Source organism: Rhizobium sp. NFR07 (genome assembly GCF_900111905.1).
GTDB lineage: Bacteria > Pseudomonadota > Alphaproteobacteria > Rhizobiales > Rhizobiaceae > Neorhizobium.
This window is the reverse complement of record NZ_FOKM01000010.1, coordinates 25,435-46,319: the sequence shown is the minus strand read 5'-3', so window position 1 is coordinate 46,319 and position 20,885 is coordinate 25,435. Positions and strand designations below refer to the sequence as shown.

Annotated in this window: 16 protein-coding genes; 9 read left to right on the top strand and 7 right to left on the bottom strand. The window is 61.7% G+C overall.

Annotation, left to right across the window (positions count from 1 at the left end; translation table 11 throughout):
- Positions 1–55 precede the first annotated feature (55 nt).
- From BM216_RS20390 to BM216_RS20360, 7 genes are all read left to right on the top strand, one after another.
- Positions 56–1,576 (top strand): glycosyltransferase family 39 protein, encoded by a 1,521-nt coding sequence (locus BM216_RS20390; RefSeq protein WP_143102809.1) that lies wholly within the window; start codon positions 56–58, stop codon positions 1,574–1,576.
- 141 nt (positions 1,577–1,717) lie between these two features.
- Positions 1,718–3,169: a UbiA family prenyltransferase gene (locus BM216_RS20385; RefSeq protein WP_093001053.1), complete on the top strand. Its 1,452-nt coding sequence runs from the start codon at positions 1,718–1,720 to the stop codon at positions 3,167–3,169.
- Positions 3,166–3,594, top strand: coding sequence for a GtrA family protein (locus tag BM216_RS20380; RefSeq protein ID WP_093001230.1), 429 nt, complete (start codon positions 3,166–3,168; stop codon positions 3,592–3,594). Before BM216_RS20385 ends, BM216_RS20380 begins: the two co-directional genes overlap by 4 nt.
- 19 nt (positions 3,595–3,613) lie before the next feature.
- Entirely contained in the window at positions 3,614–4,942 is a 1,329-nt protein-coding gene (locus tag BM216_RS20375; protein ID WP_244530247.1) for an FAD-binding oxidoreductase, read from the top strand.
- Positions 4,939–5,673 (top strand): SDR family oxidoreductase, encoded by a 735-nt coding sequence (locus BM216_RS20370; RefSeq protein WP_093001051.1) that lies wholly within the window; start codon positions 4,939–4,941, stop codon positions 5,671–5,673. Before BM216_RS20375 ends, BM216_RS20370 begins: the two co-directional genes overlap by 4 nt.
- Before the next feature lie 188 nt (positions 5,674–5,861).
- Positions 5,862–6,107, top strand: coding sequence for a DUF982 domain-containing protein (locus BM216_RS20365; protein ID WP_093001050.1), 246 nt, complete (start codon positions 5,862–5,864; stop codon positions 6,105–6,107).
- 218 nt (positions 6,108–6,325) lie between these two features.
- On the top strand, positions 6,326–6,511 hold the full coding sequence (locus BM216_RS20360) for a hypothetical protein (protein ID WP_177230852.1): 186 nt from the start codon (positions 6,326–6,328) through the stop codon (positions 6,509–6,511).
- Here BM216_RS20360 and BM216_RS20355 read toward each other — a convergent pair.
- The 4 genes from BM216_RS20355 to BM216_RS20340 form a co-directional block, all read right to left on the bottom strand.
- Positions 6,508–7,770 carry a DUF930 domain-containing protein gene (locus BM216_RS20355; protein WP_244530246.1) on the bottom strand — a complete coding sequence of 421 codons (1,263 nt, stop codon included), beginning with the start codon at positions 7,768–7,770 and terminating at the stop codon, positions 6,508–6,510. The two genes, BM216_RS20360 and BM216_RS20355, sit on opposite strands and share 4 nt — an antisense overlap.
- A gap of 184 nt (positions 7,771–7,954) precedes the next feature.
- The gene (gene rpoD, locus BM216_RS20350; RefSeq protein WP_093001048.1) at positions 7,955–10,015 is read right to left on the bottom strand and encodes an RNA polymerase sigma factor RpoD; all 2,061 of its coding nucleotides are present in this window, start codon (positions 10,013–10,015) and stop codon (positions 7,955–7,957) included.
- Positions 10,016–10,439: 424 nt separating this feature from the next.
- Positions 10,440–12,458, bottom strand: a complete 2,019-nt coding sequence (dnaG, locus tag BM216_RS20345; protein ID WP_093001047.1) for a DNA primase — start codon at positions 12,456–12,458, stop codon at positions 10,440–10,442.
- A 142-nt stretch (positions 12,459–12,600) separates the two neighbouring features.
- Positions 12,601–13,053, bottom strand: a complete 453-nt coding sequence (locus tag BM216_RS20340; RefSeq protein ID WP_093001046.1) for a GatB/YqeY domain-containing protein — start codon at positions 13,051–13,053, stop codon at positions 12,601–12,603.
- 315 nt (positions 13,054–13,368) lie between these two features.
- Here BM216_RS20340 and carA point away from each other — a divergent pair, with 315 nt between their 5' ends.
- Positions 13,369–14,574: a glutamine-hydrolyzing carbamoyl-phosphate synthase small subunit gene (gene carA / locus BM216_RS20335; RefSeq protein WP_093001045.1), complete on the top strand. Its 1,206-nt coding sequence runs from the start codon at positions 13,369–13,371 to the stop codon at positions 14,572–14,574.
- 56 nt (positions 14,575–14,630) lie between these two features.
- On the opposite strand, the gene BM216_RS20330 is transcribed toward carA, so the two are convergent.
- The 3 genes from BM216_RS20330 to BM216_RS20320 all read right to left on the bottom strand — a co-directional run bounded on the left by BM216_RS20330 (position 14,631) and on the right by BM216_RS20320 (position 19,085).
- Positions 14,631–16,028 (bottom strand): MATE family efflux transporter, encoded by a 1,398-nt coding sequence (locus BM216_RS20330; RefSeq protein WP_093001044.1) that lies wholly within the window; start codon positions 16,026–16,028, stop codon positions 14,631–14,633.
- A 127-nt stretch (positions 16,029–16,155) separates the two neighbouring features.
- Positions 16,156–17,409, bottom strand: a complete 1,254-nt coding sequence (locus BM216_RS20325) for a TCR/Tet family MFS transporter (RefSeq protein WP_093001043.1) — start codon at positions 17,407–17,409, stop codon at positions 16,156–16,158.
- 770 nt (positions 17,410–18,179) lie between these two features.
- Complete coding sequence (locus BM216_RS20320) at positions 18,180–19,085, bottom strand: KPN_02809 family neutral zinc metallopeptidase (RefSeq protein WP_093001042.1); 906 nt, start codon at positions 19,083–19,085, stop codon at positions 18,180–18,182.
- 291 nt (positions 19,086–19,376) lie between these two features.
- Between BM216_RS20320 and BM216_RS20315 the strand changes: the two genes are divergently transcribed.
- The gene (locus tag BM216_RS20315) at positions 19,377–20,822 is read left to right on the top strand and encodes a methyl-accepting chemotaxis protein (RefSeq protein WP_244530245.1); all 1,446 of its coding nucleotides are present in this window, start codon (positions 19,377–19,379) and stop codon (positions 20,820–20,822) included.
- Positions 20,823–20,885: the final 63 nt, after the last annotated feature.

Genomic DNA, 20,885 nt, shown 5'->3' with positions numbered 1-20,885 from the left:
GCAGTCGGTGTCGGGAGGAATTTCCGCCTTCACACCGCGCGGGATCTGCATGACGATGGGGGTGCATTTGTACGTTTCCGGTTCCAGCCTGCGCAGCCAGGACGGGGTTGGTGTGGGGTCGTCGGTCGCCGCAGCGGTGGCCGTGGGCGCATTATGCGCTGCCGGGATATATGGGGCATTTCTGGGTCTAGCCGCTGACAGCGATTCACGATCGCTGGTCGAGGCTGCACAAAACATCCTGGCTGGAAGATACATCCCGAGCCGGTCATTCGGGAACCCGCTCTACGAAGGTCTCGTTGCAGGGACATTGGCGACAGGTGCGGGGCTCGTCGCCGTCAACCTTCTTTCGCTGATGGGATCCCTGATTGCCGTCGGTGCTGCCGCTGTTCTGGCCCGAATGATCGGCGCCACGCCCATCGGGGTTTCGGCGGTTATCGTTGCTGTTGCCCTGCATCCCCTGATGTTGACCAACAGTTCCGCGCTGATGGAAACCGAAGCAAGCCTCGCACTTGCCCTCGCCTTTTGCTGCCTGTCACTTCACGCGGGACTGGCGCGGGATCCTTCCAGAAGCGCGCTTGTCGCAACCGCAGTCATTGGCGTGGCGCTCGTGCTCACCCGTATCGACGCCGCAATCCTCGTTGTTTCCATGGGGACGGCCCTGGCTTATCACGGGTGGCGAACGGGGTCGCTGCGCCTCCTGGTCATGCAGCTAGCGCTCCTTGTCCTGATCGGCGTCGTTTCGATCTCCATCTATTCCGTTCTGAATGGCGGCCTGAGCTTCCTCTCCGCCGATGTTCTTCAGACGGAACCCTGGGGACGCCGTCTCGTCCGGGCCGTCCTGGGCGTGGGCAATGCCCTGCAACTTGTCGGCATCTTTGCTGTCCTGATCTTTTTGATGGATCTATATGGAAAGACGTCGGCGGTGCCGATCGGCGTGCGTCGCACGAACATCGTGCGCGACGTCTTCGGACATGCCCTTCTTTTCGCGATAGTCCTTTTTGCTGTGCGGTTTGCGCTTCTGCCGGACGAGCTGGAATATCTCCTCATTCCCCTCGTTCTCGGACTTGTCTGGTTAATGTCGGCGGTCAACAGCCACCTCGTCGTGGGCATTATCCTGGCACTCTCGATCATGCAGAACGTGGCTTCAATTTTCCTGTTCGACAGATCGCCAAGCGGAGAACTGGTCTTCCGGCCGGCCCTGGCGGCAGGTGGCCTGTGGCAGGATATGTCGCTGCGCCGGAATGTCCTGACCATCGAAAGTGAAGGGTTCCGACGCTGGCTGGCCGCCGAGGCCGGCCTGCCCGACCAGATCGTCGAGCTTCAGACCCATGGCCCCGGGTTCATCTCGAAGAGCGGCGCTTTGGTGATCTCGCGCCTCAACCTTTATCAGATCGATAATCCTCGATTGATGCAGCCTCGTTACCGGTCCGCCTTCTATGACCAGATCCGTGCGTGCGACAGAGAGCTGTTTCCGGGAACCGGTTGGCGCGTGTTGCAAAGGCCGGCGGTCGAACGGGCAAGCCAGGCATACCTCTCTGGCGACCATTTGACATGCGAACTCGTCACCAGGCAGTGACCCCGCGGGCTGCAAGTCCGCGACCATGCCGGTGACAACGATCTATTGCCATTGATGCGCAGTGAGCCTTTCGGCATCGGCGTAAGATTGCCGCCGGAACATCGCTCGACGGAGGATGGCGAAAGGACAGGGGGAACAAAGATGGATCAGTACCGCGCCCTGCAGCCTCGCCAGTCGACCGACGAGATGCTCGTCGTCGACCTCGATGGCACACTCATCCGAACGGACATGCTCTACGAAACATTTTGGGCGGCGCTCTCCCGGCGTTTCATGAATATCATTCCGATCGCGCTGGCGAGCAGGAATGGCAAGGCCGCGCTGAAGCGGCGCCTGGCTGAACTCGCATCTGTCGACGCCGCAAAACTACCCTTCAACGAGGACGTGCTGGCTTACGTGCAGGCGTGGCGTGGTCAGGGCGGCAAGACGGCCCTGGTCTCGGCCACCGACGAGGATCTGGTGCGGACCGTCGTCGACCATATTGGCCCCTTCGACGAAGTGCATGGGTCAGACAATACGATCAATCTCAAAGGGGCGCGAAAAGCAGCCTTTCTCGCCGAACGGTTCCCCAACGGGTTCGTCTATATCGGCGATGCATCCGCAGACCTCGACGTCTGGAAGGCGGCAACCCGCGTCGTGACCGTCGACATTTCGACTTCGCTGCAAACAAAGGTCGACCAATTTGCCGTCGATGCGGAACATTTGACGACCCGGGGCAGCCGCCTGGGTCCGCTGGTCAGGTCTCTGCGCCCGCACCAATGGCTCAAGAACATGCTGGTCTTCCTGCCCATGATGGCCGCCCATCAGTTTGATGTTGCGACGATTTTGCTGGCGCTGCTTGCCTTCGTCTCTTTCAGCCTGATTGCGTCCTCGGTCTATCTGCTGAACGATCTTCTCGATCTCGGTTCGGACCGCGCACATCCCCGCAAACGACTGAGACCCTTGGCGAGCGGGCAGTTGCCGCTTTCCTGGGGAACCGCCCTTCTGCCGCTCCTGCTCTTTGCCGGTTTCGCTTTCGCGATGGTTATCGGCCCCCTGTTCGTTGCGGTGATCGCCTTTTACTGTGTCGTCACGACCGCGTATTCCTTCAACCTCAAGCGCCGACTCGTCGTCGATATCTGCACGCTCGCGGGGCTCTATACGCTGCGATTGATCGCAGGCAGCGTCGCGACGCAAATCCCCTTGTCCGTCTGGTTCCTGGCGTTCTCGATCTTCTTTTTCTTCTCACTGGCGGCGATGAAACGGCAGGCCGAGCTCGTTTCCGCCGCAGCGATCAATCGGAAAGGGGCACAGGGCCGGGGCTATCAGGTCGATGACCTGCCCCTGATCGCAACCATGGCGGTTTCGTCGGGATATATTTCAGTCCTCGTCATGGCGCTCTACCTGAATTCTCCCACCGTGCAGCAGCTTTATCGCGAGACTGCTCCCCTATGGGGGATCTGCCTCTTGCTGCTCTACTGGATAAGCCGCATGGTCATGATGACGCATCGTGGCTGGATGCATGACGATCCGGTTGTTTTCGCCGCAAAGGACAAGATCTCCATCGCCTGCGGCACCCTTATTTTCGCCCTGGCCGGCGCAGGGGTGTGGATGTGACGCCGAGGTCGCTCGTCATCCGCTACGCCATGTTTGCGATATTGGCCACGATCGCCAATCTCGCGGTACAGCGCATGGTACTGGCGATAGATGATCGTCCCGCGTCATTCGCCACCGCGGTCTTTACGGGCACATTGGCAGGGCTGGCACTCAAATACTTTCTCGACAAGCGATGGATATTCGGCGACCGCTCCACCGGGATCGCAGCCCATGGGGAGAAGTTCGCGCTCTATACGCTGATGGGGGTTGCCACGACCGCGCTCTTCTGGGGAACGGAGACGGCCTTCTGGGCGATCTGGCGCACCGAGTTCATGCGCGAAGCCGGGGCATTGTTCGGCCTCGCGGTCGGCTATGTCGTAAAGTACCATCTCGACCGACGCTTCGTCTTCAACAGGCGGTCCTTGGCGGAGGGATGGCATGACTGAAATCCTGGAACCTCGGTGCGTGACGACGGAGCTTTCGGGCTGGGGGCGATTTTCCAGACGCTCCGTCAGGATGGCTTCTCCCCGGAACGAAAGCGAGATCGCCTTGCTGGCGAGGAACGGCGGCCTCATCGCACGCGGCTCCGGGCGAGCTTATGGTGACAGCGCCATCGGGACGAAATTGACCTTGGACATGCGGCGAATGAACCGGATGCTCGCCTTCGACGAAGCGACGGGCCAGCTTACGGCGGAGGCCGGCGTCCTGCTTTCGGATGTAATCGCGACCTTCCTGCCGAGGGGGTGGTTTCCTTATGTGACCCCAGGCACCAAGTTCGTGACCCTGGGGGGCGCAATCGCCGCGGACGTGCACGGAAAGAACCATCACATAAACGGTTCCTTCGGTGCCTTCGTGGACTGGATCGACGTGTTGGGTGCGGACGGAGAGATCGTGCGCATCGGCCCCGACGAAAATTCTGAAATGTTTGAATGGACCCTTGGCGGAATGGGACTGACCGGGGTCATTGTCCGCGCGGCATTCCGTTTGCGACGGGTGGGAAGCGGATGGATCCGCAAGACCACCGTCCCGGCTGCCAATCTCGCCGACGCGATGGCCGCATTCGAGACCGCGGACGAAGCCTTGTACTCGGTCGGCTGGATCGATTGCCTTGCAAGAGGCGCTTCGCTCGGTCGGACACTGGTCATGACCGGGGAGCATGCGGATGCGAATGACCTGCCACGGGACTATCGTGCCCATCCTTTCAAGACGCCCGTCAGGCGCAGGTTCACCTTCCCCTTCGACGCGCCGGGCATTGTGCTCAATCGCTTCTCCATAAGAGCCTTCAATGCGCTTTACTGGCAACTGGGTCTGCGCGCGCCGCGAGAAACACTCGTCGACTACGACAGTTTCTTCTATCCCCTAGACCGGATGCTGGGATGGAACCGGATCTACGGGCGGCGTGGCTTCCTCCAGTTCCAATGCGCCCTCCCCCTTGAAAACGCAAAAAGCGGTCTGACCAGGCTGCTGACCGAGACAGCACAGGCTGGGCAGGGATCGTTCCTCGCGGTTCTGAAGCGCCTAGGAGCACAACAAAGCCGGTTCTCCTTCCCGATGGAAGGCTACACCCTGGCACTCGATTTTCCAGCGACACCGACAGCGCTTGCACTCCTGAAGCGGCTTGATGCGGTCGTGATAGATCACGGGGGCCGGTTCTACCTGGCAAAAGACGCGCGCATGTCTTCCGAGACGCTTTGCCGCTCGGACGCCCGTATCGACGCCTTCCGCGACATGCGGCGGATGCGACATCTCGAACATACCTTTTCATCCGATCAGTCGCAAAGGTTCCACCTATGACAGGAACAGTGCTTATTCTTGGTGGACGGTCTGACATCGGTGTCGCTGTCGCACATCGTTTCGCGATGCTTGGCCATCCGGTGGCCCTTGCGGCAAGGAACGCTGAAAACCTTGAGGCAACACGTTCGGATATAGCGATCCGACATGGTGTCGAGGCGACGCTTCATGAGTTCGACGTGCTGGAGACGAAGGCACTGGCGGCCTTTGTCGATAGCCTGGGATCCCTGCCGGAGATCGTGGTTTGTGTCGCCGGAGCCATGGGCAAGCAAAGAGAGAGCGAATGCGATCCCGAGGCCGCGACCCTGGTGATGCGCACCAATTACGAAGGACCGGCCGTGGCGCTGGGTCTTCTCGCCGAGCGGATGGTAAAACGCGGTCACGGAACGATCGTTGGTATCAGTTCGGTGGCAGGCGACCGTGGACGTGGCTCGAACTATATCTATGGCTCGGCCAAGGCGGGTTTCACGGCATTTCTTTCGGGGCTCAGAAACCGCCTTTCAAAAAGCGGCGTTCACGTGGTCACGGTCAAACCCGGTTTTGTCGCAACCCGAATGACGGACGGAATGGACCTGCCTGGCGCGCTGACCACAACGCCGGACGTTGTCGCAGACGCGATCTATCGCGCCGTTTCTCTTCGCCGGTCTGTCGTCTATGTGAAGCCGCTCTGGCGTCCGCTCATGAGTATCATACGGGCAATACCCGAGCCGATCTTCAAGAGTCTATCCCTCTGATCACAAGTCTCGGAGCCGCATGGGCGAACGATGGAGGTCGTAGCGAGCGGACACGCGGGCAAGCCGAGACAGTTATGATCGCACCGAAGCAATCGACGACTTTGCGCGCGGCAGGGCGTGTCGGCACCTCGCCACCGGCGCTGAATCGGCCTAAGACGTTTCGAGATAGTGCACTGGAAGTTGGATTTATGAATACGCCTTGGAAGAAGCCGGTCGTCGTCCTTATTGGAGAGCCGAAGGAAGAGACCGTGATTGAAACGACGCAGGGTGCCGCCTGGGCCATGATCGAGGACTGGCCGGTCGAGGATGGCACGCTGCTGGACCGAGCGCTTTCCGTTTGTGCCGCAGTAGACGCCGGCAAGCGCAAACCGGAGGAAGCCCGGCAGGCATTTGTCGAGGCAGCCCAGGAAGCCGGCGTATTGATCCGCTCATAGGCTTGCGCTGCGGCCCAACCCCACGATCTGGCTCCGTAGCCTTCATTGCAATAACCCAATGTGACCGGCGTTCGCAGCGATCCTATTGGCACCAGTCGACGTGGTCCTCGTTAGGCAAGATTGTTGACATCCTGGCTTTTCATGACACCTTTCGCGGGGCGCTCCCCATGACGGAGCACGTGGCTGCAATGCGCAGCGCGCAAGATGGGGATTGGATTGTGGCCGGACCTGATACAGCCTCGAAGATGAGCCTGGATGTAGTGGCGAAATTGAGCGATGCGATCGAGCATCTCGAAAGCATGTCGTCGGACGAGGTGCTGGTTATCCTCAACGAGGCACTGACGACCATCACAGAACTCGTCCAGATGCTCGACGAGCCCTACCTACCTAGACCTCAAGCTTAAAGTTCGGGAAAGCCGCGCTCGCGCCACTGGCTGCGCGGCACCGCACCGCCCACATCGAAGCCGAAAGACACGACCTTCGTGGCGTTCTGGTCGATCTCGCAGCGGAAGCCGATATTGAACCACTGACCATTGGCCCGAAACGCCGCCTGCCTTATGTCGAGAACGGTTCCCTCCGGCAGGCGATAGGATGGCAGAAGTTCCGGCTGGTAGGCCGGAGACGCATGCCTGAGCTGTTCCCTGAGCTCGGTTGCGCAGAGCTGGCTTGCGCGGATGTCGCGCGGAATGCTCCCCATCGCCGTCATCGCAACCGGATCGTCGGTATCCTGCTGGGAAAACAGCCGCTTGACCTCTTTCGGGGGCTGCCCAGCGGGCTTTGGCGCATCCTCTGCAGGCTTCTCCGGTGCCGGCGGGGCCGGCCTAGGCTCAGGGATGATCGCGACCGCTGCGCCGTCATCCGGCTGGTCTTCGCTCGAAGCCAGCGGTTCGCCGGTCGTCCCGTCGATCTGAGGTGCCGCAATATCATCGGCCGGCGACGGCTCGGCAGTCGCGTCCTCGCTGGTCGCGTCGGCCTCTGCATTCGCCTGCTCGGTCGTGTCGGTTGGTGTATCGGCTTCTGCCGCATCGGGCGGCGTTTCCGTCTCCTGTCCCTGTTCCGCGGCATCTCCGTCCTGCGCGACCTCAGGCCCAGCATTCTCCTCACCGAACTCGAACACCGGACGAAGCGTCGGAATGACCTGCCCCTGCGCCTGTTGCTGTTCGCCTGCATCTGCCATCTGCTCGGATGGCGGCGGCATCTGCTGCTGTGGCGGCTCGGCGGCCTGCTCGGGTGGTTGCTCTTCGGCGGCCGGCGGTGGAGGAGGCTGTTCCGCCTCGGCCTGCTGCTCTGCTTCCGGTGGGGGCTCGGCCGCCTGTTCCTGCTGTTCGCTCTGTTGCGGCGGCGGCGGTTCCGCCTCCTGCGCCGTCGCGGCCTGTTCCTCGGCCGGCGGCTGCGGTGGCGCGCCCTGCTCCTCGGCCTCCTGCTGCGGCGGCTCCGGTGGTGGCGGAACTTCCGCCTTCTGCTCTTCCGGCTTTTCCTCCGGCATGGTCAGGTCGAGTGCCTGCTCTTCCTCCTTGGCAGGTTCCTCCTTAGCAGTTTCGGGCGGCGCCTCTTCCGGCGGCACCATCTCGACGGAGACGGTCTCCTCCTTCTGTGGAGGCTCCGGCTCGGGAACGGGCAGGCTTATCAGCAGCGCGGCCACGATCACCGCATGCACCGCCACCGAGGCAGCAACGCCTCCGTATATCTTGTGTCGCGGTGTGGGTGATCTCTCCTGCATCGTCCCGATGTAGGATGAAAGGCGGGCGGGATCGAGTCCCCCTCTCCGCTTCTCGGCAAGAAAAAAGCCCGGCGTGCAGGGCACACCGGGCTTGTTCTCGCAAAATTGAAAGCGGCTGTCGCCGGCCTTAGCTGTCCAGGAAGCTCCGCAGCTTTCTGGAGCGGCTCGGATGCTTGAGCTTCCGGAGCGCCTTCGCCTCAATCTGACGGATACGTTCGCGGGTAACCGAGAACTGCTGACCGACTTCTTCGAGCGTATGGTCGGTGTTCATGCCGATGCCGAAACGCATGCGCAGAACGCGTTCTTCGCGCGGCGTCAGCGAGGCGAGAACGCGTGTCGTCGTCTCGCGCAGGTTCGCCTGGATGGCGGCGTCGATCGGTAGAAGCGCGTTCTTGTCCTCGATGAAGTCACCGAGGTGGCTATCCTCTTCGTCGCCCACCGGGGTTTCGAGCGAGATCGGCTCCTTGGCGATCTTCAGGACCTTGCGGACCTTTTCGAGCGGCATGGCAAGCTTTTCGGCCAGTTCTTCCGGCGTCGGCTCGCGGCCGATCTCGTGCAGCATCTGGCGCGACGTGCGGACGATCTTGTTGATCGTTTCAATCATGTGCACCGGAATACGGATCGTGCGGGCCTGGTCGGCGATCGAACGGGTGATCGCCTGCCTGATCCACCAAGTCGCATAGGTCGAGAACTTGTAACCACGACGATACTCGAACTTGTCGACTGCCTTCATCAGGCCGATATTGCCTTCCTGAATGAGATCGAGGAACTGCAGGCCGCGGTTCGTGTACTTCTTGGCGATCGAGATGACGAGGCGAAGGTTCGCTTCAACCATTTCCTTCTTGGCGATACGCGCTTCGCGCTCGCCCTTCTGCACCATCGAGACGATCCGGCGGAATTCCGCGACGGAAATGCCGGTTTCGGTCGCAAGATTCTGGATTTCCGAACGGATCTCCGTGATCGTGCGGGTTTCCGCCTTGGCGAATTCCTTCCAGCCCTTGGCTGCAAGGTTTCCGACCGTTTCCAGCCAGTTCGTATCGAGCTCGGCCCCCTGGTAATGCTCCAGGAACGAGTCACGCTTGACGCCGTAGGAATCGGCGAGACGCAGCAGGCGACCCTCGTTCTGCATCAGGCGCTTGGAAATGTCGTAGAGCTGCTCGACGAGCGAGTCGACGCGGTTCTGGTTGAGCGACAGCGACTTGACCGCCGTGACCAGCTCGTCCTTCAGTTCCTTGTAGCGCTTCTCCTGGGCCGAAGACAGCGTGCTGGCGGCAGACAGGCGGGCTTCCACCTGCTGGTCCTGCAGCTTGCGCAGCTTCTTGTAGGTATCGGCAATAAGGTCGAGGGTTTCCATGACCTGCGGACGCAGTTCCGCTTCCATCGCGGCGAGAGAAAGGCTCGACTCATCGTCGTCCTCTTCCTCTTCCTCGATCGGCATTTCGCCGCCGACGGACGTGATGTCGTCGTCATTGGCAGCCGTCATGCGAGCCTTGCGGCTCTTTTCCTTTTCCTCGGCAGCCTTGCGGTCCGCCTCGATCTTTTCCGGGCTCTGGAACTGCGGAGCAGCCTTGGCTTCCGGACCCGAATAGGTCGTTTCGAGATCGATGATCTCGCGCAGCAGCGTCGTCCCCTCATTCAGTTCGTCGCGCCAGATGATCAGCGCCTGGAACGTGAGGGGGCTTTCACAGAGGCCACCGATCATCGTCTCGCGACCGGCCTCGATGCGCTTTGCGATCGCAATTTCGCCTTCGCGGGACAGAAGCTCCACCGAGCCCATTTCGCGCAGGTACATGCGCACCGGATCGTCGGTACGATCGGTGGGTTCTTTCTTCTTGGCGGTCGCGACTGCCGTACCCGTCGAGGTCGTCAGTTCGCCGCCTTCGCTGTCGCCGTCATCGCTGTCCGAGCTGTCGTCGTCGTCGCCGCCGGATGCCTCTTCGGCATCCTCGTCCTCGATCACGTTGATGCCCATGTCGGACAGCATCGCCATCGTGTCCTCGATCTGCTCGGAGGTGACTTCCTCCGACGGCAGGACCGAATTCAGCTCGTCCATGGTCACATAGCCGCGCTTCTTCGCGGCCTTGATCATCTTCTTGACCGCGTCATCAGAAAGATCGAGAAGCGGACCGTCCGGCGAGCCTTCGCGTTCGTTCTCTGCTTCTTCGTTTTCTTTGACTTTTGTTGCCATGTAGTTCGTCACTTTCCCTGAACGCCACTGCGCTGCATCTCAAGAGCCACGCTCGTGGCCTGCGGTCGAAGACTTCATCCCCAACCGCGAATCACTTGCCCACTCGTAACGGAATGACCTTTAATTCCCGATTACCGGATGCGGTCAGCATATCTGGACCGCCGGTAATAGATTGCCGATCGCACCGGCGCAGTTGACCCAATCCGCCTATGTTGCCTAGAAATGGTGATTCCCACAAATTAACGATCCGTCAAGCTTTTCTCGGGGCTTTGCCCAGAAAAAGTGGAAAAAGACGCGTTGCGCCCGGCATGCCGGGCCTGTTCACCAGTTCGACGCTTATGTAGGCGGCCCGCTCTATAAGACAAGAGTTAACCAAAACACAATTGCCGCAGCCTATGCGAGAAGGCGTATTTTCAAAGCCAACCTAATGGCTCACCGCCGCTCCCTTCACCCGTCCGGACAACACGCCGAAGCCGTCGATGATGGCTTCCTGGTTTTCCAGCCTGGTGATCTCGTTCTGGATCTCCAGAAGCGCCCGCAGCAAAATCTCGCCGCGTTCAGCATCGTCGTCGTCACCCGTCAGTTCGGCGATCTCGCGCTCGAGTTCCAGCTTCTGGTGGCGCAGTTCCTTGTTGCGAGAATGAAGCGCCCTCGTCTGCCGGTAGGCCTGCAGCGCATCATGCGGATCCGCCGCTTCCGTCGCCGTCCAGAGCCGGGCATTGCGAACCTGCTGGCTCATGGAAGCCAGGAGATCGCCGAAGCCTTCCGCCGAAAGGCCGGACCGCAGATCCTCCGCTGTGATCTTCTCGCCGAGACGCGCCACGACGCCAAGCACGCAGGACCAGAAACGCTGCAGGTCCTTGTTCTCGAAATCGATCGAGGAAATCTCGTCATATTCGTCCAGCAGCAATTGCGGGTGGTTGACGATCGTCAGCGCCAGCACGGTCTCGCGCAGCGCCGGCCGGGACTGGGAAGACAGTTTCAGCATCTGGTTCAACCTGGCACTGCCGGCCGTCCCGCTTTCGACCATCGCACCGCCGACTGCGTGAGCGGAAGGCGGCGCACCACGCTTGCCCGGCGCACCCTGCCTTTCCCCTCGCTGGAACGCCTGGCGGCGCTCTCCGCCACCGCCGCCGGACCTCGGAGAGAAGAACGCACCGAGGCGATTTCGGATATCCTGCTGGTAATGATAGCGCACGCTCTCGTCGGCGATCACCGAGACGATCTGCTTCAACCGGGCATCGAGCTCGGCCCGCCGCTCGGGGGTCTCGAAGGTCGCGCCGGCGGTCTCCCGCTGCCAGACCATGTCGACAAGCGGCCGCGCCTCTGACAGAACCCGGTCGAACGGCGCCCTGCCCTCGTTCTTCACCAGGTCGTCAGGATCCTTGCCGTCGGGCAGCAGCGCGAAACTCACCGATTTCCCAGGCTTGATCGCCGGCAGAGCCAGATCGGCCGCACGATTGGCGGCGCGAATCCCGGCACCGTCACCGTCAAAGCAGAGCACCGGCTGCGGCGTCACCTTCCACAGGAGATCGAGTTGGTTGTCGGTCAGCGCGGTACCGAGCGGCGCCACTGCATTCTCGACGCCCGCCTGATAAAGCGCGATCACGTCCATATAGCCTTCGACCGCGATCAGCGTGCCGCTCTGCCGACGATCGCCGGCCGCCTGCGCCGCCCGCCTTGCGCGGGAGAAATTGTAGAGCACCTGCCCCTTGTGGAAGAGCTCGGTATCCGGCGAGTTCATGTATTTCGCCATCGCATCCGGCGACATGGCGCGGCCGCCGAAGGCGATCACCTTGTCGCGCGACGACAGGATCGGGAACATGATGCGATCGCGGAAATAGTCGTAGGAAACCGGGATGTCAGGCCCGTGGCGCACGAGACCGCAAGCCTCGATCTGCTCGCGCGGCACGCCCTTCCCGGCAAGATGTTCCTTCAGCGCATTGCGGCTCTCCGGCGCAAAGCCGAGGCGAAAGGTCTCGATCGTGCGACCCGTCAGCCCGCGATCGCGCAGATAGGCCCGCGCCTTGGCGCCACTGGCGCTCTGCAACTGGTCCTGGAAGAACAGGGTCGCCATCTCCATGACGTCCTGCAGCGAGGTCCGCTCCTTCTCGCGCTTTTCGGCTTGAGGGTCCGGCTGCGGCATGGCGATGCCGGCGAGATCGGCGATCTGCTGCACGGCCTCCGGAAAATTCATGCCTTCCAGATCGGTGAGGAAACGGAAGTGATCGCCGGACACGCCGCAGCCGAAGCAGTGGTAGCGGCCCTTGCGGTCCTCGCAGTGAAAGCTCGGGCTTTTCTCGCCATGGAACGGGCAGCAGGCCCAGTAATCGCCGCGCGACACATTGGTCTTGCGCCGGTCCCACGTCACGCGCCGGCCGATCACAGTGGAGATCAGCACGCGGTCGCGTATCTCGTCGAGGAATGAGTTGGAAAAGCGCATGGGTCACATATAGGTGGAAGTCGAAGGAAGCGCCACGGGCAACAGCGCATCAACACGCGTCCTGCCCGCTATTCACAGCCCCTCAATAAACGAAAAGCGGCGCCCCTAGGCGCCGCGATAATCAGCACTGCGCGGATTGGCCTCAGCTGAGCTTTGCCTTGATCACGCCGGAAGCCTTGGCGAAGTCCATCTGGCCGGCATAGCGCTCGCGCAGGATCGCCATGACCCTGCCCATGTCCTTCATCCCGGCAGCACCCGTCTCGGCGACAACGCCGGCGACGATCTCGTCCACCTTGGCGTCCGAAAGCTGTTCCGGCATGAATGCCTTCAGAACATCGATTTCCTCGCGCTCCTGGGTGGCGAGTTCCGCGCGGCCGGCATCCTCGTAGATCTTGGCCGATTCTTCGCGCTGCTTCACCATCTTCTGCAGGATCTGCAGGATCTCGTCGTCGGTCGCGGCATCCTTGCCGGTGCCGCGGTTGGCGATGTCGCGATCCTTGACCGCAGCCTGGATCAGGCGGACGGTGGAGAGCCGGCGGCTATCCTTTGCCTTCATCGCGTCCTTCATGGATTCGGTCAGCTTTTCGCGCATCATCTTCGTTTGTCTCCGTCATGGCGGGCAATCGTGCCGCGGCGCCCCGCCGGAAGATTTCCCGGGGCATTTGACGCTGGTGATAGATCAGCCTTGCGGACCGATCAATCTTTTCCAATGCCCGGGCGCGGATTGAGGGTGATTCTTTAACGGATGCGATTGACCCGGCCTCAGGCTTTGTTTATTTTCCCGCACCTGCACGACATTTGGATTTGAAGAGCCGCCGGCGATATCGCTTGGGCACTTTTCTGCGACAACAAGAAACCCCTGCAGCCTGTCTTTGCCCAAAGACCGGAACGATGGGTCAGAAGGATAGCTATGACCGGTACCGCACCCTGGACGCCCAAAAAGCCCACCGCCCTCCTCGTTCTCGCCGATGGCACCGTCATTGAAGGCACCGGCGTCGGCGCGACCGGCAAGGTGACGGCCGAAGTTGTCTTCAACACGGCGCTGACCGGCTACGAGGAAATCCTCACCGACCCGTCCTATCTCGGCCAGATCGTTACCTTCACCTTCCCGCATATCGGCAATATCGGCACCAATGACGAAGACATCGAAGACCTGACGCCGGCAGCACGCCACGGCGCGGTCGGTACGATCTTCAAGGCCGACATCACCGACCCGTCCAACTACCGCGCGGCAAAACATCTCGACGAATGGCTGAAGAGCCGCGGCGTCATCGGCTTGTCGGGTATCGATACCCGCGCACTGACCGCCTGGATCCGCGAGCATGGCGCGCCGAACGCCGTCATCGCCCACGACCCGAACGGCGTCTTCGACATCGAAGCGCTCAAGGCCGAAGCAAAGGCATGGAGCGGTCTCGAAGGCCTCGACCTCGCCAAGGTCGCCACCTCCGGCCAGTCCGGCCAGTGGTCGGAAAAGCCCTGGGTCTGGAACGAAGGCTTCTCCGAACTGAAGGCCGAAGACGCCAAGTACCACGTCGTCTGCATCGATTACGGCGTCAAGCGCAACATCCTGCGCCTCTTCACCGGTCTCGACTGCAAGGTGACGATCGTGCCGGCGCAGACCTCCGCCGAAGACATCCTGGCGCTGAAGCCGGATGGCATATTCCTGTCGAACGGCCCGGGCGACCCGGCTGCGACCGGCGAATATGCCGTGCCGGTTATCCAGGACATCATCAAGACCGACATCCCGACCTTCGGTATCTGCCTCGGCCACCAGATGCTGGGCCTGGCGCTCGGCGCCAAGACCGAGAAGATGCACCAGGGCCATCATGGCGCAAACCACCCGGTTAAGGATCACACGACCGGCAAGGTGGAGATCGTTTCGATGAACCACGGCTTCGCGGTCGACTCGAAGTCGCTGCCGCAAGGCGTTGAAGAGACTCACATCTCACTGTTCGACAACACGAACTGCGGCCTGCGCGTGTCCGGCAAGCCGGTCTTCTCCGTCCAGCATCACCCGGAAGCATCGCCCGGCCCGCAGGACAGCCACTACCTCTTCCGCCGCTTCATCAACATGGTGCGCGAAAGGAAGGGCGAACCGGCTCTCGCCGAACGCTGATCTTCAGATAATCTGAGATAAAAAAATGGCCCGCTCTTCAGCGGGCCATTTTCGTTTCAGAGGGCAAGTTTCCGATGCTGCTTGACCAGCACCCAGAAGCGGCCGCAGAGAAAGGCGGCAGCGGCACCGAGACCCAGCACGAAGCCGAACCAGACGCCCTCCGCGCCGAAGCCGAGCGGAAAGGCGAACACATAGGCGCAGACGAAACCGATCGGCCAATAGGCGATCAGCGCCAGGATCATCGGGATCCGGGTATCCTTCAATCCGCGCAGCAGCCCCGCCCCGACCGCCTGCAGGCCGTCGACGAGCTGAAAGGCACCGGCAATCACGATCAGCGGAATGGCAAGCGCGAGCACCGCTGCCGCGTCCGGCCGCGACGTGTCGAGGAACAGTCCGCCGAAGAATGCCGGTAGCGCGGCATATAGAAGGCTGCCGAAGACCGCAAAGACAACGCAGACGACGAGAATGGCGCCGGCCGCCCGCCTGACGCCCAGATCATCGCCGCGACCGTTGGCGAGCCCGACCCGCACGGTCGCGACCTGAGCGAGGCCGAGCGGGATCATGAAGGCGATCGAGGCGAGCTGCAGGGCGACGCCATGGGCTGCGAGTTCCAGCTTGCCGATCATCCCCATCAGCAGCGAGGCCGCGGCAAACAGGCTGGTTTCGGCAAGGATGGTGAAGCTGATCGGCAGGCCGAGGACGAAGACCTCGCGGATGATTGGCCAGTCGGGCCGCCAGAAACGCACGAAGATCTCGTAGGACCGCGTCGCCGGCTGCATCTGCACATAGGCAACGATGATGACGAAGCCGGTGATATTGGCGCAGACCGACGCCAGTGCGGCGCCGTAAAGCCCGAGCTGCGGCGCGCCGAAATGGCCGAAGACGGTGAGGTAGGCGACGACGAAATTGATCGCGAACATGCCGAGCGTCACGTAAAGGACGATGCTGCCCTTCTCGAGACCCGTGACGAAGCTGCGGATGGCGAAAAGCCCCAGCGCCGGGAACATGCCCCATTGCGCGATCCGCAGATACCCTTCGGCATTGGCCGCGACGTCGGGGGCCTGCCCCAGTGCCAGCAGGATCGGCCCGGAAAACCACAGAACCGGCGCCATCAGCGCGCAATAGGCAATCACCACCCAGAGGCCCATGCGCACGGCACGGCGCACGCCGACCTTGTCGCTCTGGCCGAGCGCCTGCGCCACAAGCGGAATGACAGCGCTTGTAAAGCCCGTGCCGAAGATGAAGACGATGAAGAAGACCTGCGTCGCGATGACGACGGACGCGAGTTCGGTCGTGCCGAGCCAGCCGACGAGGATGACGTCGGTCGTGTGGATCGCCATCTGCGCCAGCTGGGCGCCGACCAGAGGAATGCCGAGGGCGAATGTCGCACGCAGATGCGACGCCCAGGAATTTTCCCTGGTCTCAACGGCAAAAGTGTCCAGCGAGCTCGACATGGAAGAACCTCGATAAAAGAAAAGGCCGCTTCCAGTATTGGTCAGCGGCGCAGCACTTTGCCTATAAAGAAGGCAGGACGCCCCAGCAAGACCAAGGGCCGATCCAGAAGTTTTTGTGCTGGAGACTTCAAGAAACCTGATGGATTTCCTTGGCCGAGCCTATTGTCTCCGATCGAGAAATCTTCAAGGTGAAGAGAATTCCCGCCAGGCCCATGAAGGTCGCCGCCATCAGGTAAGGCGCGCCGGCAAATTCCGTGATCGCATTTTCCCCGGTAAAACGGCTGAAGAGCTGGGTGAAGATCGCCGGCCCGACGATCGTCGTCAGGCTGGTGAGGCTGGTCATTGCGCCCTGCAATTCGCCCTGCGCCGACGGCGGCACCTTGCCCGCCGCGATGCTGCGCAGCGCCGGGTCCGCGACGTTTTCGATCGTCGTCAGCAGGATCACCGCATAGACCATCCAGCCCTGCCAGGAAAACGCGTAGCCGATGAAGGCGAGGCAGGAAAACGAGATGCCGAGCACGGCCGTTCGCCATTCTCCCAGCACCGGGATCAGCCGCGGCAGCACGACGCCCATGACGACGGCCGCCGAGATTCCGAACAGGCCGAGCGACAGGCCGATCTCAGCCTCGCTCCAGCCGTAGCGATAGCTGCCGACGAAGGGCCAGACGGACGGATAGACCGCATGCGCCAGCCAGTAGAGAAAGGTGACGATCAGCACCCAGGCGATGCCGGGATAATGGCGCATCTGGCGCAACGCGCCGAGCGGATTTGCGCGCCGCCAATCGAAAGCACGGCGGTTATGCCGCTCCAGCGTTTCGGGCAGCAGGAACCATGCGGCGACGAAATTGGCGAGCGACAGAAGTCCTGCACCGAGGAACGGCACACGCGGCCCGAGTTCCCCGAGCAGCCCGCCGATGACGGGGCCAACGGTGAAACCGACGCCGAAGGCGATGCCGATCAGGCCGAAATTGCGCGCCCTTGTCTTGTCGGTGCTGATATCGGCGATATAGGCGGAGCAGGTCGCGAAACTCCCACCGGAAATGCCGGCGAGAACCCGCCCGACGAACAGCATCCAGAAACTCGTTGCGGCAGCGCAGATCAGGTTGTCGAGCGCGAAAGTCAGCACCGCGACCAGAAGCACCGGCCGGCGGCCGAACCGATCGGAAAGATTGCCGATGACCGGCGCAAAGATGAACTGCATGGCCGAATAGATCAGCAGCAGCCAGCCGCCGTCGATCGCAGCCGTGCTCACATCGTCGCCCGTCAGCTCCTGCAGGAATGCGGGCAGGACCGGCATGATGATCGCGATCCCGATGATATCGAGAAACAGGATCATGAAGACGAGAAACAGGCCTCGACGGACGAATTTGGGATCAGGCATGAAACGTCTCTCTAACTTGGCATTCCGTTGAAAGACGATCAGGTCGCCCGAATGTTACATACCGAAATATGAAAAACAGAACAATACATGAACACATGAAGTTTTTTGATGCGATTGATTAGGGGGAATACGGCTTCATCGAGCACGAGCGGCTCCAGAATACGGCAATTTCAGTCGGATACGATATCCCTGCGGCGGCGCCCTGTGCCCTGCCGGGCATCTCGAGGAGATCAGCCTGGGCGCGGCCCTGCCCCGTAAATCAACGATCGCAAATCCGGACGGACGCCGGATATCCGGACGAAGGTCGTGCAGTTGGTAATCTCCCCACCTGTGGGGGAGATGCCCGGCAGGGCAGAGGGGGGCCGACACGGCAAAACGACCGATATTAGCCGCACGGAATCATCCGGGGACATTTTCCTCTCTCTTGAAAAAACAACCTCCCATTTCCAACAGCTTAGGGCAGCCACATCGCGCCTTGCATCCCCGCCCCCGGCCGATCCGCGACAATCATCGTGTCATCGGGCGGGAAACCGGGTTCGCGAACCGGCTCCTTCACCAAGGTTCAAGGACTCAGGTTTCCGATGATGGTCGCAGATGCCGGAATGGCGGGAACTGACAAGTCCCGAAACGAAGGCAGGAAGTGACCGGGGCAGGTGAAAAACCTACCACCAAACCCTCATGCCGGACGCCTGCCCCATTCCCGCAATGCCCCTCGCCGCACCATGCCGAACCTCCGGCGTGGGCGAACCTGCGTGCGGAGGTGGACCGTTCTAGACATCCCCCGAAAACGTGTCGCAGGCATTCGTGTCGCCGCTGTCAAAGCCGCGCTTGAACCAGCGCATGCGCTGCGCCGAGGTGCCGTGGTTGAAGCTTTCCGGTACGACATAGCCCTGGCTGCGCTTCTGCAGCGTGTCGTCGCCGATCTGCTGGGCGGCGTTCAGCGCCTCCTGCAGGTCGCCCTCGCTGAGCAGCCCCTTCTGGTCGGTATGCTTGCCCCAGACACCGGCGAAGCAATCGGCCTGCAGTTCGACGCGGACCGACATCTGGTTGGCTTCGGTCTCGCTCATCCGCTGGCGCATCTGGTTGAACTTCGGCAATACGCCGATCAGGTTCTGGACATGATGGCCGACCTCGTGGGCGATTACATAGGCCTCGGCGAAATCGCCCGATGCATCAAAGCGCTGCGACAGTTCCTTGAAGAATGTCGTGTCGAGATAGAGCTTGCGGTCGCCCGGGCAGTAGAACGGTCCCGATGCCGAAGAGGCGAAACCGCAGGCCGACCTGACCTGGCCGGAGAACAGCACGAGCGTCGGGTCCTCGTAGGTCTGGCCGCTCGCCTGGAAAATGCCCTTCCAGGTATCCTCGGTATCGGCAAGCACGGTGCGGACAAAGGCCGTCATCTCGTCATCGGCGGGCGTGCGCTGCTGCGACTGCTGGGTGCCGCCGCCATCGTCGAAACCGATATCGCCGCCGGAAAGCAGGGTCAGAGGATTGATGCCGGTGATCCAGCAGATGATCAGGATGACGACGAGGCCGCCGATCCCGATACCGCCACCCCTGCGCCCTCCTCCGCCGATCGGGATGCGCATGCCGCCGCGCCCGAACGGGCTGCCGCCCATCGATGCGCCACGCTGATCCTCGACATTGTCGGACTGACGTCGACCTTTCCATTCCATGGCGCGCACCCTCCAGCGGCAGACTTCGGCAAAGGTATATATGGCAGCCCGCTCACAAATCCATTGCCGATGGCAGGCGCGATGACGACTGCGAGCAAAGACCGAAGAGACACGCCAGAAGCGAAGTATATATGCGGCATATCGCATCACTATACATCACAACGAAATATCTCACCGAAACACTCCGGAAACACAACACAGTATCACATAAATTATTGGATCTATTCAGAAAAAACTAACCAAGAACATTCACCCTGCCGGCAGTTTTACTGATCACGCAAGGGAAATTCCATGCCAATATTCGGCAATCGGCAAAGCGCCACCACGAAACTCGAAGAACGTCTGGCGGCGGTGAGCGAACGCTCCGAATTGTTGGACGAAGCATGCGGCATCGGCCTGTGGGAAGCGGTGCTCGTCAACGGCGACGCGATGCACCCGGAAAGCAAGTGGACCTGGTCGGCGGAATTCCGCCGGATGATCGGCTACGAGAATGCCACCGACTTCCCGAACGTCGTCACGTCCTGGTCCGACAAGCTGCATCCCGACGATGTCGAACCGACCTTCGCGGCCTTTGCCGGCCACCTGACGGACAAGACCGGCCGCGCCCGTTATCGGGTCAACTATCGCCTCAAGATGAAGGACGGCTCCTACCGCTGGTTCCGCGCCACCGGCGGCTGCCGTCACCAGCCGGATGGCCAGACGATCCGCGCCTGCGGTTCGCTTACCGACGTCCACGAGCAGGTCATGCTCGAGCAGAAGACCGCGCGCGAAGCCGCCGAAGACCAGACGGCGATCGAGAGCCTCCTGTCGGGCCTCTCAGCGCTGGCCAAGGGCGACCTCACCTACCGCATCGATGCCGAGCTCGCCGAAAAGACCCGCCGGCTGAAGGACGACTACAACCGCGCCATCCAGACGCTGCAAACCATGGTCGCCTCCGTCGCCCATGCGACGCAAAGCATGCATGGCACGGCCGGCGAGATCAGCCACGCAGCTGACGACCTCGCCACCCGCACCGAACGCCAGGCCGCCGCGCTGGAAGAAACCGCGTCCGCGATCGACCAGATCACCTCGACCGTCAGCAAGACGGCCGCCGGCTCCAAGCAGGCCGCAACGCTGACGCTATCGGCCCGCCAGGCGGCAGAGACCTCTGCAACCGTCGTCGACAGCACGGTCAATGCCATGTCCCAGATCGAGCAATCGTCGCAGCAGGTCGGCAAGATTATCGGCGTCATCGATGAGATCGCCTTCCAGACCAACCTGCTCGCGCTGAATGCCGGCGTCGAGGCGGCCCGCGCGGGTGAAGCCGGCCGCGGCTTTGCCGTCGTCGCCCAGGAAGTCCGCGAACTCGCCCAGCGCTCGGCAAACGCCGCCAAGGAGATCAAGACGCTGATCGACACCTCGTCGCAGCAGGTTCAGGAGGGCGTTGCCCTGGTGGACCGCACCGGCGACGTGCTGCGCAACATCTCGACCCAGATCAACGAGATCAACGCGGTCGTCAGCGACATCGCCTCCTCGACCCAGGAACAGTCGACCGGCCTGCAGCAGATCAACACGGCCATCAACCAGATGGACCAGATGACCCAGCAGAATGCCGCCATGGTCGAGGAAACGACCGCGGCAAGCCACGGCCTCGTCAGGGAAGCTCAGGATCTGGCGCAGCTCGTATCGAAGTTCAGTGTCGGCGAAACCTCAAGGCCAGCCGCCCACTCCACGCCGGCACGTCGCTACGCGGCATGATCCTGCACTCGCAGATAATTTGAAAGACCTGAAGCCCGCCTACCTGGCGGGCTTTTTTCTTCA

What these genes read in the sequence shown, in the direction of transcription:
- BM216_RS20390 (WP_143102809.1), top strand. Translation starts at nt 56, where the DNA reads ATGGGGGTGCATTTGTACGTTTCCGGTTCCAGCCTGCGCAGCCAGGAC.
- BM216_RS20385 (WP_093001053.1), top strand. Translation starts at nt 1,718, where the DNA reads ATGGATCAGTACCGCGCCCTGCAGCCTCGCCAGTCGACCGACGAGATG.
- BM216_RS20370 (WP_093001051.1), top strand. Translation starts at nt 4,939, where the DNA reads ATGACAGGAACAGTGCTTATTCTTGGTGGACGGTCTGACATCGGTGTC.
- BM216_RS20365 (WP_093001050.1), top strand. Translation starts at nt 5,862, where the DNA reads ATGAATACGCCTTGGAAGAAGCCGGTCGTCGTCCTTATTGGAGAGCCG.
- rpoD (WP_093001048.1), bottom strand. Translation starts at nt 10,015, where the DNA reads ATGGCAACAAAAGTCAAAGAAAACGAAGAAGCAGAGAACGAACGCGAA.
- dnaG (WP_093001047.1), bottom strand. Translation starts at nt 12,458, where the DNA reads ATGCGCTTTTCCAACTCATTCCTCGACGAGATACGCGACCGCGTGCTG.
- BM216_RS20340 (WP_093001046.1), bottom strand. Translation starts at nt 13,053, where the DNA reads ATGATGCGCGAAAAGCTGACCGAATCCATGAAGGACGCGATGAAGGCA.
- carA (WP_093001045.1), top strand. Translation starts at nt 13,369, where the DNA reads ATGACCGGTACCGCACCCTGGACGCCCAAAAAGCCCACCGCCCTCCTC.
- BM216_RS20330 (WP_093001044.1), bottom strand. Translation starts at nt 16,028, where the DNA reads ATGTCGAGCTCGCTGGACACTTTTGCCGTTGAGACCAGGGAAAATTCC.
- BM216_RS20325 (WP_093001043.1), bottom strand. Translation starts at nt 17,409, where the DNA reads ATGCCTGATCCCAAATTCGTCCGTCGAGGCCTGTTTCTCGTCTTCATG.
- BM216_RS20320 (WP_093001042.1), bottom strand. Translation starts at nt 19,085, where the DNA reads ATGGAATGGAAAGGTCGACGTCAGTCCGACAATGTCGAGGATCAGCGT.
- BM216_RS20315 (WP_244530245.1), top strand. Translation starts at nt 19,377, where the DNA reads ATGCCAATATTCGGCAATCGGCAAAGCGCCACCACGAAACTCGAAGAA.